Source organism: Pseudomonas vlassakiae, from assembly GCF_014269035.2.
Lineage (GTDB): Bacteria > Pseudomonadota > Gammaproteobacteria > Pseudomonadales > Pseudomonadaceae > Aquipseudomonas > Aquipseudomonas vlassakiae.
In genome coordinates this window covers 22720-37418 of record NZ_JABWRP020000019.1, presented here as the reverse complement: position 1 = coordinate 37418, position 14699 = coordinate 22720, and the positions used below count along the sequence as shown (strand labels likewise).

General features: G+C 65.3%; 9 protein-coding genes. 7 read left to right on the top strand and 2 right to left on the bottom strand.

The genetic code is table 11. The features are described 5' to 3' along the window. Nucleotides 1-88: 88 nt before the first annotated feature. Genes tcuA through HU738_RS21450 form a run of 3 tightly spaced genes read left to right on the top strand, consistent with a single transcriptional unit; the run spans nt 89 to nt 4011 of the window. Complete coding sequence (gene tcuA / locus HU738_RS21460; RefSeq protein WP_186602947.1) at nt 89-1534, top strand: FAD-dependent tricarballylate dehydrogenase TcuA; 1446 nt, start codon at nt 89-91, stop codon at nt 1532-1534. Further along, nucleotides 1521-2681, top strand: coding sequence for a tricarballylate utilization 4Fe-4S protein TcuB (tcuB, locus tag HU738_RS21455; protein WP_186602946.1), 1161 nt, complete (start codon nt 1521-1523; stop codon nt 2679-2681). The genes tcuA and tcuB overlap by 14 nt, the downstream gene beginning before the upstream one ends. Nucleotides 2682-2718: 37 nt before the next feature. Further along, nucleotides 2719-4011: an MFS transporter gene (locus tag HU738_RS21450; protein ID WP_186602945.1), complete on the top strand. Its 1293-nt coding sequence runs from the start codon at nt 2719-2721 to the stop codon at nt 4009-4011. A gap of 31 nt (nt 4012-4042) precedes the next feature. Here HU738_RS21450 and HU738_RS21445 read toward each other — a convergent pair whose 3' ends face one another. Then, nucleotides 4043-5167, bottom strand: coding sequence for an MFS transporter (locus HU738_RS21445; protein ID WP_186603032.1), 1125 nt, complete (start codon nt 5165-5167; stop codon nt 4043-4045). 271 nt (nt 5168-5438) lie between these two features. Between HU738_RS21445 and mexE the strand changes: the two genes are divergently transcribed. The 4 genes from mexE (at nt 5439) to HU738_RS21425 (ending at nt 12509) form a co-directional block, all read left to right on the top strand. Further along, complete coding sequence (mexE, locus tag HU738_RS21440) at nt 5439-6680, top strand: multidrug efflux RND transporter periplasmic adaptor subunit MexE (protein WP_176510036.1); 1242 nt, start codon at nt 5439-5441, stop codon at nt 6678-6680. 12 nt (nt 6681-6692) lie between these two features. Beyond that, complete coding sequence (locus HU738_RS21435) at nt 6693-9872, top strand: efflux RND transporter permease subunit (protein ID WP_176510035.1); 3180 nt, start codon at nt 6693-6695, stop codon at nt 9870-9872. Beyond that, nucleotides 9869-11287, top strand: coding sequence for an efflux transporter outer membrane subunit (locus tag HU738_RS21430; protein WP_176510034.1), 1419 nt, complete (start codon nt 9869-9871; stop codon nt 11285-11287). The genes HU738_RS21435 and HU738_RS21430 overlap by 4 nt, the downstream gene beginning before the upstream one ends. Before the next feature lie 166 nt (nt 11288-11453). Then, nucleotides 11454-12509: a tetratricopeptide repeat protein gene (locus HU738_RS21425; protein ID WP_186602944.1), complete on the top strand. Its 1056-nt coding sequence runs from the start codon at nt 11454-11456 to the stop codon at nt 12507-12509. 35 nt (nt 12510-12544) lie between these two features. On the opposite strand, the gene HU738_RS21420 is transcribed toward HU738_RS21425, so the two are convergent. After that, entirely contained in the window at nt 12545-14611 is a 2067-nt protein-coding gene (locus tag HU738_RS21420) for a response regulator (protein WP_437182036.1), read from the bottom strand. Nucleotides 14612-14699 lie beyond the last annotated feature (88 nt).

Below are 14699 nucleotides of genomic sequence, written 5' to 3'. Positions count from 1 at the left end.
CGCCTTTCGACGCCTCGCCGACCGCCCTATTTTCTGCTCACTCGCAAGGGGCTCTTCGTTCATGCCTCCTTGCGACCGAGGAGCGAAAATGATCGATGTTCTTGTAATCGGCGGCGGCAATGCCGCCCTCTGCGCCGCGCTGATGGCCCGTGAGGCCGGCGCCAGCGTCATGCTGCTGGAAGCCGCGCCCAAGGCCTGGCGTGGCGGCAATTCGCAACACACCCGCAACCTGCGCTGCATGCACGACGCGCCCCAGGATGTGCTGGTCGACGCCTACCCTGAAGAGGAGTACTGGCAAGACCTGCTCAAGGTCACCGGCGGGCTGACCAACGAAAAACTCGCGCGCATCGCCATTCGTGCCTCCTCCAGCTGCCGCGACTGGATGCGCAGCCACGGTGTGCATTTTCAGCCGCCGCTGTCCGGCGCCCTGCATGTGGCGCGGACCAACGCGTTCTTCATGGGTGGCGGCAAGGCCCTGGTGAACGCCTATTTCCGCAGTGCCGAACGGCTTGGCGTGCAGGTGCGCTACAACGCCCAGGTCTGCGATATCGAGCTGCAAGACGGCAGGTTCGTCGCCGCTCACCTGCCCGCCCGCGAGGTCGAGGGCCGGCAACTACCCGCAGAACGCATCCAGGCCAAGGCCTGTGTGCTGGCGGCGGGCGGCTTCGAGTCCAATCGCCAGTGGTTGCGCGAAGCCTGGGGCCAGAACGCCCGTGGCGAATGGCCGTCGGACAACTTCCTGATCCGCGGCACGCGCTTCAACACCGGCATCCTGCTCAAGCGCCTGGGCGAACTCGGCGCCGATATCATCGGCGACCCGACCCAGGCGCACATGGTCGCGATCGACGCCCGCGCACCGCTGTATGACGGCGGTATCTGCACCCGTATCGACTGCGTGTCGCTGGGCGTGGTGGTCAATCGCGACGGCGAACGCTTCTATGACGAGGGCGAAGACTTCTGGCCCAAGCGTTATGCCATCTGGGGCCGCCTGGTAGCTGGCCAGCCGGGCCAGCAGGCCTATTCGATCATCGACCAGCAGGCCATCGGCCGCTTCATGCCACCGGTGTTCCCAGGCACCACGGCCAACTCCCTGACGGAACTGGCGCGCAAGCTGGGCCTGCCAGAGGCGCCGTTCTGCCAGACCATCGAGGCGTTCAACAACGCCTGCCAGGTCGGCACCTTCGACCATACCGCGCTCGACGACTGCCACACCGCCGGCCTGACCCCGGCCAAGACCCACTGGGCCCGCCCGCTGGTCAAGCCACCGTTCTACGCCTACCCGCTCAAGCCGGGCGTCACCTTCACCTACCTGGGCCTGGCGACAGACGAAAGCGCTGCGGTGCATTTCGCCGGCAAGCCCAGCCCCAACCTTTTCGTCGCAGGAGAAATGATGGCCGGTAACGTACTGGGCAAGGGCTACACCGCCGGTATCGGCATGGCCATCGGCACGGCGTTCGGCCGGATTGCCGGTGTCCAGGCGGCTGCCAGCGCCGGCTTTGTCGACACCCGGGAGGTACGTCATGCAGCTGTTTGATCCGCAGGCCCAGAAAAGCGAACTGATCCCGGTGCTGAACGTGCACGAAAGCGAAGTGCAACGGCAGATGAGCATCTGCAATGCCTGCCGCTACTGTGAAGGGTTCTGCGCGGTGTTTCCGGCGATGACCCGGCGCCTGGAATTTACCCAGGCCGACATCCACTACCTGGCCAACCTGTGCCACAACTGCGGCGCCTGCTTGCATGCCTGCCAGTACGCCGCACCCCATGCGTTCGAAGTCAACGTGCCCAAGGCCATGGCCAAGGTGCGCCTCGACACCTATGCCGAATACGCCTGGCCGCGTGCCCTGGGCCGCCTGTACCAGCGCAATGGCCTGACGCTGGCGCTGGCCAGCGGCTTCGGCCTGGTGCTGTTCCTGTGCCTGACACTGCTGGCCATGGGCAACCTGTTCACGGCAATGCCCGGCGGCAACTTCTACGGGATCTTCCCGCACAACACCCTGGCACTGATGTTCGGCGCGGTGTTCGGCTTTGCGCTCATCGCCCTGGGCCTGGGCGTGCGGCGCTTCTGGCGCGACGTCTCGCCCCCTGCGGCAGGCGCCGGGCTAAAGACCGCCGCAGCCCTGGAGGCGACGGCCAGCGTGGCCAGGCTCAAGTATCTGGACGGTGGCCACGGCGAAGGCTGCAACAACGCCGATGACCGCTTCACCCTGTGGCGGCGGCGCTTTCACCACCTGACCTTCTACGGCTTCCTGCTGTGCCTGGCCGCGACCGGCACCGCGACGCTCTACCACTACCTGCTGGGCCTGGCGGCGCCATACCCGGTGCTGAGCCTGCCGGTCCTGCTGGGTATTGCCGGCGGTCTCGGCCTGCTGGCAGGCCCCGCCGGCTTGCTGTACCTCAACCTGCGGCGCAACCCCGACCACGGCGACGCCGAGCAGAAGCCCATGGACCGCGGTTTCATCGCCCTGCTGTTGCTGGTCAGCGCCAGCGGCCTGGCCCTGCTGGCGTGGCGCGAGACCAGCGCGCTTGGCCTGCTGCTGGCCATGCACCTGGGGCTGGTGATGGCGTTCTTCCTGACCATGCCTTACAGCAAGTTCGCCCACGGCATCTTCCGCAGCGCGGCGTTGCTCAAGCACGCCATCGAGAAACGCCAGCCCAACCCGATCAATGCCGGCAGCGATTGAACACTCAAAAACAACAAAAGCGAGCAAAACGGTAGCCATGATGAAAACAACAACACAGACCAGGGGCGCCAAGCTGGGCGCCATCCTGCGGGTGACCAGCGGCAACTTCCTCGAACAGTTCGACTTCTTCCTGTTCGGTTTCTATGCCACCTACATATCGCAGACGTTCTTCCCGGCCAGCAGCGAGTTCGCCTCGCTGATGATGACCTTCGCGGTGTTCGGCTCAGGCTTCCTGATGCGCCCGCTGGGCGCCATCGTGCTGGGCGCCTACATCGACAAGGTCGGCCGGCGCAAAGGGCTGATCGTGACGCTGTCGATCATGGCCGCCGGCACCGTGCTGATCGCCCTGGTGCCGGGTTACGCCAGCATTGGCATCCTCGCCCCGTTGCTGGTGCTGCTGGGCCGACTGTTGCAGGGCTTTTCCGCTGGCGCCGAGCTGGGCGGCGTTTCGGTCTACCTCTCGGAAATCGCCACGCCGGGGCGCACCGGTTTCTTCACCAGCTGGCAATCGGCGAGCCAGCAAGTGGCGATCGTCGTGGCGGCAGCGCTGGGCTATGGCCTCAACGCCTGCATGGCCACCAGCGAAGTGGCGGCCTGGGGCTGGCGCATTCCTTTCTTCATCGGCTGCGTGATCATACCGTTCATCTTCGTCATTCGCCGCTCGCTGCAAGAGACCGACGCGTTCAAGGCCCGCGGGCACCACCCGGGCGCTGCTGAAGTGTTCCGCTCGATGTGCGACAACTGGCGCACGGTGCTGGCGGGCGGGCTGCTGGCGGCCATGACCACCACGACGTTCTACCTGATCACGGTCTACACCCCGACCTTCGGCAAGACCGTGCTGCAACTGAGCACTACCGACAGCCTGGTGGTAACCCTGCTGGTGGGGGTTAGCAACTTCATCTGGCTGCCCATCGGCGGCGCGCTCTCCGATCGCATCGGCCGGCGCCCGCAGCTGTTGGCGATTTCCCTGCTGTGCGTGCTGACCGCCTACCCGGCCATGCACTGGCTGGCCGAAGCCGCCAGCTTCGAGCGCCTGCTTGTGGTGTTGCTGTACTTCTCGTTCTTCTTCGGGATGTACAACGGCGCCATGGTCGCGGCGCTGACCGAGGTGATGCCGGCGAACGTGCGGGTGGTCGGTTTCTCGCTGGCCTTCAGCCTGGCCACCGCGCTGTTCGGCGGCTTCACGCCAGCGGTCTCGACGCTGTTGGTGCAGGCCACCGGGGACAAAGCGTCGCCGGCCTACTGGCTGATGTTCGCAGCGGTCTGCGGGTTCACCGCGACGACCGTGCTGTATCGTCGGGCCAAGCCAGTAGCGGCGCGTAGCTGCTGAACCCGGTAGCCAACCGGTGGTGCCAGCAGCCTCAGCTGCTGGTTCGCACCCGATGCATCACCATGCCCACCAGCAGCACATTGGTCAGCGCCAGCAGGCACAAGGTCAGCAACACCCCCATCGAGCCAAAGTGCTCGAACAGAAAGCCCCCCACCACGGGCGTGAGTGCCTGCCCGATCAGCGACGGCCGAGACATGCGCCCCATCAGCAGCACGTACTGCGCGGGTGGCATCATCGCCAGCGGCAGCAACCCACGCACGATCGCCCGCAGGCCGTTGCCACAGCCGAACACCAGCAAGCCCACCGCAGTGGCGGCCGGCACAAAGGTCACCATCAGCAACCCGAGCAGCACCAGGCCCACCCAGGCCAGCGCGGTCCAGATCGGGTGGCGCTTGCCAGCCAGGATCTGCAGCACCCGCGACGCCACCTGGCTGGGGCCGAGCATCGCCGCCAGGCCGATGGCCACCGGCAGCGAATGCCCCAACCCCTGCAGCACGGCCACCAGCTGTACGGCGATGGCGGTCATGATGATCGCGCCAATGGCGAACATGCTGGTCAGCAGCAGGTACAGCGGGGGGTCCACGCCGGCCGCTGCGCCTTGCGCCTGTGCCTTGGCCGGCACCTCGACCCGCCCGCCCGCTGGCAGCACCCGCCAGTACAACGGTGCCACCACCACGATCAGCACCAGCGCATAGCACACGCAGGTCGCCCGCCAGCCGACCTGTTCGATGGCCATGGCCACGGTCGGCCATGAGAGGGTCGAGGCGAAACCGGCAATCAGGGTAATACCCGTAATGGCCTTGCCCGCGCCTTCGCCATACAACCCGCCCAGGGTGGCGAACAACGCTTCATACAACCCCATGGCCATGCCGATGCCGATCACCGCCCAGGCCAGCAGGAACAGCCCGAGGTTGTGGCTGGCGGCCATGATCAGCAACCCCACCGCCACCACCGCGCCGCTGGCGGCCATTTGCGGGCGGCCGCCGTAGCGGGCGACCAGTCGGCTGGACAACGGGGCCAGCAGCGCCGAGACCATCAGGCTCAGGGACAACGCGCCATAGACCCATTGGCTGGGCCAGCCGGTGTCGCGGCTGATCGGGTCGGCCATCACCGCCATGAGGAAGAACGAGCCGCCCCAGACCAGGATTTGCAGCACGCCGAGCAGGACGATGCCAAGGGGGCCGGGCAGGCGGTGGTAGGTGTGCAAGGTGGGGCCTGTTTCAGTCGCTGTGCGGGGGTTTCTGCCTGGCCTATTCGCCGGCACAGGCTTTGGAGAGCTTACCCGCAACCGCCGTCACATGCCCGCCATCGATGATTGATCCAGACATATCATTGCGCGTGATATTAACCTTCGCTCCGTTCGATTCGTGCGTCGCGCGCAAGACACTCACACTCCGCCCACTACTAATACATTGGCGGAGTTCTCCATGGATCACTCACTCAAACCCTTGCGCTTCCCCCTCGCTGCCCTGGCAGTGGTGGTGCTCAGCGCTTGTGGCCGCACCCCCGACGCCGTGCAGGCTCCCGCCGCGCCCAAGGTCAGCGTCGCCAAGGTCATCGAGCAGCCGATCAACGAATGGGACGAGTTCACCGGCCGCCTGGAAGCGCCGGAAACCGTCGAAGTGCGGCCACGGGTCTCCGGCCAGATTGACTTGGTGGCGTTCACCGAAGGCGCCCAGGTGAAGAAAGGCGACCTGCTGTTCCAGATCGACCCGCGCCCGTTCCAGGCAGAGGTGCGCCGCCTCGAAGCCCAACTGCAACAGGCCAAGGCCACCGCCATCCGCAGCGCCAACGAAGCCCGCCGTGGCGAGCGCCTGCGTGACAGCAACGCCATTTCCGCCGAGCTGGCCGAGTCGCGCAGCAGCGCCGCCGCCGAAGCCCGCGCCGGGGTCGACGCGATTCAGGCCCAGCTCGACCTGGCTCGCCTGAACCTCAGCTTCACCCGCGTCACCGCGCCGATCAGCGGCCGTGTCAGCCGTGCCGAATTCACCGCCGGCAACATCGTCACCGCCGATGTCACGCCACTGACCAGCGTAGTGTCCACCGACAAGGTGTACGCCTACTTCGACGCCGACGAGCGCGTGTACCTGAAGTACACCCAGCTGGCACGCGAAGGCCAGCGCGGCCAGAGCACCCCGGTGTACCTGGGCCTGACCAACGAAACCGGCAACCCGCACCTGGGCCAGATGAACTTCGTCGACAACCAGGTCAACCCGCGCACCGGCACCATCCGCGGCCGTGCCGTGTTCGACAACCGCGACGGCCAGTTCACCCCAGGCCTGTATGCACGCCTGAAACTGGTGGGCAGCGCCCAGTACGACGCCGTGCTGATCAACGACGAAGCGGTCGGCACCGACCTTGGCAAGAAGTTCGTGCTGGTCATGGACAAGGACAACAAGGCCGCCTACCGCGCCGTGGAACTGGGGCCGAAGCTCGAAGGCCTGCGCATCGTCCGTAGCGGCCTGGCCAAGGACGACCGCATCGTGGTCAAGGGCCTGCAGCGCGTGCGCCCTGGCTCGCCGGTGACCCCGGAAGAAACCCCGATGGCCAGTGAACAGACCCTCGCCGCCCTCGCCCAGCAGCGCCAGGCCCTGGAGGCCAGCAACCCGGCGCCGAAAGTGGCCGGCTCCACCGAAAAAGTCGCCAGCGCCCAGGCGCCACGCGGTTAAGGGACCCCACCGATGAACTTTTCGAAATTCTTCATTACCCGGCCGATCTTCGCCGCGGTGCTGTCGCTGGTGCTGCTGATCGCCGGTTCGATCTCGCTGTTCCAACTGCCGATCAGCGAATACCCCGAGGTGGTACCGCCGACCGTGGTAGTGCGCGCCAACTTCCCCGGGGCAAACCCCAAGGTCATCGGCGAAACCGTCGCCGCGCCGCTGGAGCAGGCCATCACCGGTGTCGAGAACATGCTGTACATGTCCTCGCAGTCCACCGCCGACGGCAAGCTGACCCTGACCATCACCTTTGCCCTGGGCACCGACCTGGACAACGCCCAGGTGCAAGTGCAGAACCGCGTCACCCGCACCCAGCCCAAGCTGCCGGAGGAAGTGACGCGGATCGGTATCACCGTCGACAAGGCTTCGCCTGACCTGACCATGGTCGTGCACCTGACCTCGCCGGACAACCGCTACGACATGCTCTACCTGTCCAACTACGCCATCCTCAACATCAAGGATGAGTTGGCGCGCCTGGGCGGCGTCGGTGACGTGCAGCTGTTCGGCATGGGTGACTACTCGCTGCGCGTGTGGCTCGACCCGAACAAGACCGCGTCGCGCAACCTGACCGCCAGCGATGTGGTGGCCGCGATTCGCGAGCAGAACCGCCAGGTCGCCGCCGGCCAGCTGGGCGCCCCGCCCGCCCCCGGCTCTACCAGCTTCCAGCTGTCGATCAACACCCAGGGCCGCCTGGTCAACGAGGAAGAATTCGAGAACATCATCATCCGCGCCGGTGCCGATGGCGAAATCACGCGCCTGAAGGACATCGCCCGGGTCGAGCTGGGCTCCAGCCAGTACGCCCTGCGTTCGCTGCTGAACAACCAGCCGGCGGTGGCCATCCCGATCTTCCAGCGCCCAGGCTCCAACGCCATCGAAATCTCCGACGAAGTGCGGGCCAAGATGGCCGAACTGAAGAAGGACTTCCCGGAAGGCATGGACTACAGCATCGTCTACGACCCGACCGTGTTCGTCCGTGGTTCCATCGAAGCCGTGGTGCACACGCTGTTCGAAGCGCTGGTGCTGGTGGTGCTGGTGGTGATCCTGTTCCTGCAGACCTGGCGCGCCTCGATCATCCCGCTGATGGCTGTACCCGTCTCGCTGATCGGTACCTTCGCGGTCATGCACCTGTTCGGCTTCTCGCTCAACGCGCTGTCGCTGTTCGGCCTGGTGCTGGCCATCGGTATCGTGGTGGACGACGCCATCGTCGTGGTGGAGAACGTCGAACGGAACATAGGGCTGGGGTTGAAGCCCCTGGAAGCCACGCAAAAAGCCATGAGCGAAGTGACCGGGCCGATCATCGCCACGGCGCTGGTGCTGTGCGCGGTGTTCGTACCGGCGGCATTCATTTCTGGCCTGACCGGGCAGTTCTACAAGCAGTTCGCGTTGACCATCGCCATTTCCACCGTGATCTCGGCGTTCAACTCGCTGACCTTGTCGCCAGCGCTGGCTGCCGTGCTGCTGAAAGACCACCACGCGCCGAAAGATCGCTTCTCGCGGTTCCTCGAGCGGCTGCTGGGCAGCTGGCTGTTTGCCCCGTTCAACCGCTTCTTCGACCGCGCCAGCCACGGCTACGTCGGTGGCGTACGCCGGGTCATCCGCTCCAGCGGCATCGCCCTGTTCGTCTATGCCGGGCTGATGGGCCTGACCTACCTGGGCTTCGCCTCCACGCCGACCGGTTTCGTACCGGCGCAGGACAAGCAGTACCTGGTGGCGTTCGCCCAGTTGCCCGACGCCGCCAGCCTCGACCGTACCGAGGCGGTGATCAAGCGCATGAGCGAAATCGCCCTGGAGCAACCGGGCGTAGCCGATTCGGTAGCCTTCCCGGGCCTGTCGATCAACGGCTTCACCAACAGCCCGAACAGCGGCATCGTGTTCACCCCGCTCAAGCCGTTCGACGAGCGCAAGGACCCGAGCCAGTCGGCTGCGGCGATTGCCGCTGCGCTGAATGCCAAGTTCGCCGACATCCAGGACGCCTACATCGCGATCTTCCCGCCACCGCCCGTGCAAGGCCTTGGCACCATCGGCGGCTTCCGCCTGCAGATCGAGGACCGCGGCAACCTGGGCTACGAAGCGCTGTACAAGGAAACCCAGAACATCATCGCCAAGAGCCACAATGTGCCGGAACTGGCGGGCCTGTTCACCAGCTACCAGGTCAACGTGCCGCAGGTCGATGCCGCCATCGACCGGGAAAAAGCCAAGACCCACGGCGTGGCGATCACCGACATCTTCGACACCTTGCAGGTTTACCTCGGCTCGCTGTACACCAACGATTTCAACCGCTTTGGCCGCACCTACCAGGTCAACGTCCAGGCCGAGCAGCAGTTCCGCCTCGATGCCGAACAGATCGGCCAGTTGAAGGTGCGCAACAACCTGGGCGAGATGATTCCGCTGGCAACCTTCCTCAAGGTCAGCGACACCTCCGGGCCTGACCGGGTGATGCACTACAACGGTTTCATCACCGCCGAGATCAACGGTGCCGCAGCCCCAGGCTACAGCTCCGGCCAGGCCGAGGCGGCGATCGAGAAGCTGCTCAAGCAAGAACTGCCCAACGGCATGACCTTCGAGTGGACCGACCTGACCTACCAGCAGATCCTCTCGGGCAATACCGCGCTGTTCGTGTTCCCGCTGTGCGTGCTGCTGGCCTTCCTGGTGCTGGCCGCCCAGTACGAGAGCTGGAGCCTGCCGCTGGCGGTGATCCTGATCGTACCGATGACCCTGCTGTCGGCCATCACCGGGGTGATCGTGTCGGGTGGCGACAACAACATCTTCACCCAGATCGGACTGATCGTGCTGGTGGGCCTGGCGTGCAAGAACGCGATTCTGATCGTCGAGTTCGCCAAGGACGAACAGGCCAAGGGCCTCGACCCGCTGGCTGCGGTGCTGGAAGCCTGCCGCCTGCGCCTGCGGCCGATCCTGATGACCTCGATCGCCTTCATCATGGGCGTGGTACCGCTGGTGTTCAGCTCCGGTGCCGGCTCGGAAATGCGCCATGCCATGGGTGTGGCGGTGTTCTCGGGGATGATCGGCGTGACTGTGTTCGGCCTGTTCCTGACCCCGGTGTTCTTCTTCCTGATCCGCCGTTTCGTCGAGCGTCGCCAGGCCCGCAAGGCCGAACACGCGCCCGTGCTGGAGAACCATGCATGAACCTGCTCAAACCCCTGACCCCGAGCCTGCTGGCGCTGGCCCTGGCAGCCTGCGCGGTCGGCCCGGACTACAAGGCCCCGGACACCGAAGCTGCGCAGTTCGACAGCACGGATGTGCAGGCCAAGGCCTTCGACCGCAGCCGCTTCGAAAGCGTGTGGTGGAAGCAGTTCGACGACCCGGTGCTGAACCAGCTGGTGCAGGCATCGCTGGATGGCAACCGTGACCTGCGCGTGGCCTTCGCCCGGCTCAAGTCGGCACGGGCGATACGTGATGACGCCGCCAACGACCAGTTCCCGGTGGTCACCAGCCGCGCCAGCAGCGAGATCGGCAAGGGCCAGATTCCCGGCCAGACCACCCAGCGGGTCAATCAGGAACGCTACGACCTCGGCCTGGACATGGCCTGGGAGCTTGACCTGTTCGGCCGCATCCAGCGCCAGATCGAGGCCAGCGAAGCCCAGGAAGCAGCAGCCCAGGCCGACCTGCAACAGCTGCAGGTGAGCCTGATCGCTGAACTGGTGGACGCCTATGGCCAGCTGCGCGGGGCGCAACTGCGCGAAAAGATCGCCATGGCCAATCTCAAGACCCAGCAGGAGTCTCGCAGTATCACGCTGACCCTGCGCGACGCCGGGGTTGGCAACGATCTCGACGTCGTCCGTGCCGATGCCCGCCTGGCGGGGGTCGAGGCCACCGTGCCGCAGTTGCAGGCCGAACAGGCCCGGGCGCGGCACCGCATCGCCACCCTGCTCGGTCAGCGCCCGGACGCGCTGAGCGTCGACCTGTCGCCCAAGGCCTTGCCGGCGATCGCCAAGGCCTTGCCGGTGGGTGACCCGGCCGAGTTGCTGCGCCGCCGCCCGGATATCCGCAGCGCCGAACGCCAGCTGGCCGCCGCCACCGCCAATGTCGGCGTAGCCACTGCCGACCTGTTCCCGCGGGTAAGCCTCAGCGGCTTCCTCGGCTTTACTGCCGCCCGTGGCTCACAGATCGGCTCCTCCGCGGCCAATGCCTGGTCGTTGGGGCCTAGCATCACCTGGGCCGCCTTCGACCTGGGCAGCGTGCGGGCCCGCCTGCGCGGGGCCAAGGCTGACGCCGAAGGCGCCCTGGCCAACTATGAACAGCAGGTGCTGCTGGCCCTGGAAGAGTCGGCCAACGCCTTCAGCGATTACGACAAGACCCAGCAGCGGCTGTTGTCGCTGATCCGGCAAAGCGAGGCCAGCCGCAAGGCAGCCGACCTCGCCTCGGTGCGTTACCGCGAGGGCACGGTGGATTACCTGGTGCTGCTCGATGCCGAACGCGAACGCCTGAGCGCGGAAGATGCTCAGGCCCAGGGTGAAGTCGAGCTCTATCGCGGCATCGTCTCGATCTACAAGGCCCTCGGCGGTGGCTGGCAGCCGGAAACCGTCGCCAGCGCCCACTGATCCGCTGTTTGCAACGACTCCTTTGGTTGGTTCCTCCCCCAACCGTTTGCCCCGCCGGCCTTGGTCTGCGGGGCTTTTTTATGGGCCGCTGACGACCCGTTCGCTTGCAGCCCAGGGCATTCTGCCCCAAGCTCTGCCTTCCGACTGCCATGGACCGCTGCGTACGATGCCCAGACGCCACCGCTACCTGATCGCCGTGTTGTTGCTGATCCTGGTGTCGCTCGCCATCGTTTTCCTGCGCCGGGACGACAGGCCCGCGCCACCGGTGCTGCCGCCTCACAGCTACGGCAAGGCACTGCGCCAGGCCCATGACGGCCTGCCCGGTGCCGCCCGGGTGCTGTACCAACAGCTGCAACGCGATGACCTGACGCCGATCCGCCGCGCCGCGCTGTATGCCGAATTACCCAACTACCCCTCGCCGCAAGCACTCAAGCTGGCCCGCCTGGACCTGGAAAACGAGGACCCGCTGGTGCGTCGCGCAGCCATTGCCAGCATCCGCAAGCTGCTGCCGCCCTCTCAGCGCAGCCTGGTGCTGGGGCCGTTGCTGGACGATGACGAGCAGAGCGTGCGCTTCGCCGCCGTGGACGCATTGCTCGGTCTCGACCCCGATGCCATCGGCCTGTACTTCGGCCCGTTGCAGACCGCACTGGAGCAATACCAGCAAGCCCTGGAAAAACAACCCGACGACGCCGAGGCCCAGGTGCACCTGGCGCGCCTGTACTTGCACGAGAACGACTACGATCAGGCTGCCGCGGCCCTGCAGCGCAGCCTCGCGGTGGCCCCGGAAGGCCTCGACGCCCTGGCCACCCAGGTGCGCCTTCTGGAGCGCCAGGGCCAGCACGAGCAATCCCGCCAGGTGCTGGCCAAGGCCCTGGCGCTGCGTCCGGACTCGGCATTCCTGCAATACGAGCTGGGGCTCTGGCTGATCCGCCATGATCAGCGTGAATACGCCCTGCTCGCCTTGTCCCGCGCGGTGGAACTGGAACCGGAGAATGCCGACTATCGCTACACCCTGGCGGTCACCTTGCATGAGCTGGACCAGTCCGATGCTGCGCAAAAACAACTGGAAACCCTGCTCAGCCGCCAGCCAGCCAACCGCAAGGCGCGGGTGCTGCTGATCCAGTACTGGAAAGCGTCCGGCCAGTTGCAGAATGTCCAGGTCTTGCTGGCTGAACTGGAGCGGCAGAACCCGGACGATCCCTTCCTGCAGCAGGGTCTGTGACTGGCATTGGCCAGTGGGTTGTCGAGGGGACCGGTTCAGTCGCTCAGCATCAGCAGGGCCTGGTTCATCAGGCTGGCCAACGCGAACGGCTTGAGCATGAGCGCCGTGCCGGGCGCCTCGGACAGTTGCGGGTCCAGCGGTTGGTCATTGAACCCGGTGATGAACAGAATTTTCTGCTCCGGCACCAGCATGCGCATCGCCCTGGCGACCTGCCGCCCACTGAAACCTCCGGGCAGGCCGATGTCGGTGATGACCAGGTCGAATGGGCCGTGGTGGCGGAAGCGGTCAAGCGCCGAATTCGCATCCCTGGCATCGCACACGTCGAAACCACGTTCCTGCAGATACTCCTTCATCACCGAACGCAGGTTTTCTTCATCATCTACCAGCAGCACCCGTTGGCCACTGGCCCAGGTTACCGCCGGAACCGGCTGCGGGGCTTGCTGCGCCATGTGTTCAAAGCATCGCGGGAACAACATACAGACCTTGAAACCGTGATCAGGTGCTGATTCAAGCCACACGTGGCCACCCGACTGGCCGACGAAGCCATACACCATCGCCAGGCCCAACCCGGCACCGTGGCCCATGGGTTTGGTGGTGAAGAACGGCTCGAATGCCCGAGCCAGATCCACTTGGGGCATACCATGGCCATCGTCGATCACATACAAGGCGACATAGTCACCAGGCGGAACGCCTTGGTCGTCGGGGAACGCCGCCTCCAGGCGCTTGTTGATCGTACGCAACGTCACCACGCCACGGCCAAGGCACGCCTCGCGGGCGTTGGCGAACAGGTTCACCATGGCGGTTTCCAGCTGCGCAACATCCAGGCAGACGGTCCAGGGTTGTACATCCAGCTCCCAGCTCAGTCGCATTTCAGTGCCTAGCACCTGATGCAACAGCGGCTCCATGGCGGCCAGCTGACGATGGATGTCTACCGGCTTGGGTGACAGCGGCTGATGACGCGAGAACGCCAGCAGACGGTGTGTGAGCTTCATGGCGCGCTGTACAGAATCGCTGGCCAAGGACACATAACGGTCGATGTGCTCCAGGCGCCCTTGCTCCATGCGTCGTTGCAACAACTCCAGGCTGCCGCCAATACCCGACAGCAGGTTGTTCATCTCGTGGGCCATGCCTCCGGCCAGATGGCTGACCGCTTCCAGCCGCTGGGTTGCCCGTAGAAGGGTGTCGGAGTGGCGCAACGTATCTTCATGTTCCTGCGAAATGTCCCGCCCTACGGCCGTCAGCAGCGTGCCGTCGAAACTCGCCGTCCAGCGGAACAACCGGTAGTGCCCGTCCTTGTGGCGTAACCGCGTCTCGAGCTGCTCAAGCCCGCGGTCGTTGACGAACTCCAGCACCGCCACTTCCACTTCGGCTCTGTCCGCAGGATGGACCAGTTGCAGAATCGGCCTGCCGACCACCTCCTCTTCAGTCCAACCCAGCGCGCGTTGCCAGGCCGGGTTGACCGCTTGCAGCCGCAGGTCGGGGGTCACGACGATCATCGCATCGCGAGACAGTTGCCAGATGTGATCACGATCGGCCATGACGGACTGGATCTTGCGCTCGAACGCCAACGCCTGCTCGCGCCATTGAGCATGCGCGTCGACGCTGGCGCTGGTTTCGATCACCGTATGCAGGAACCCGACCACCTCGTGCTGTTCATCGCGTAACGGTGTGTAGCTGAAGACATAGCAGGCTTCGTTGCCCGTTTGCTTGTTCTTCAGCCACAGTGGCTGGTCTTCGCCAAAGATCGAGCCACCTTCAAGCACCTCGAATACGCAAGGGCCGATGACCTTCCAGGCTTTTGCCCACAGCCTGTCGAACGCCTGCCCCAGGGCGTGACCGTCACATTCGAGCAAATTCGCGTACGCATCATTGTGAACCACGCTCATCCCGGCGCCCCAGACCACCGCGCAGGGAAACGGCGAAAGCACCATCATGTCGACGGCGATGCGCAACGGGGCCTGCCAATGCGGCAGCGGCCCGAGCGCACTGTAACGCCAGTCGAACCGCGTGACCTGCTCAGCCATGCCCGCTGCCGTTGCCGGCCGCGTGGCGAGCTCCATGCCTTGCGCTGAAGGTTTGCGCGGCGTGTCGTTTAACAGCACTGTCGTGATTCCACCGTTGCGTTGGGATGAAGATTCCGTTTGCGCATCATCTGCCCGACGTTTTGCCACTGCAATAGCTGCGCAGGCA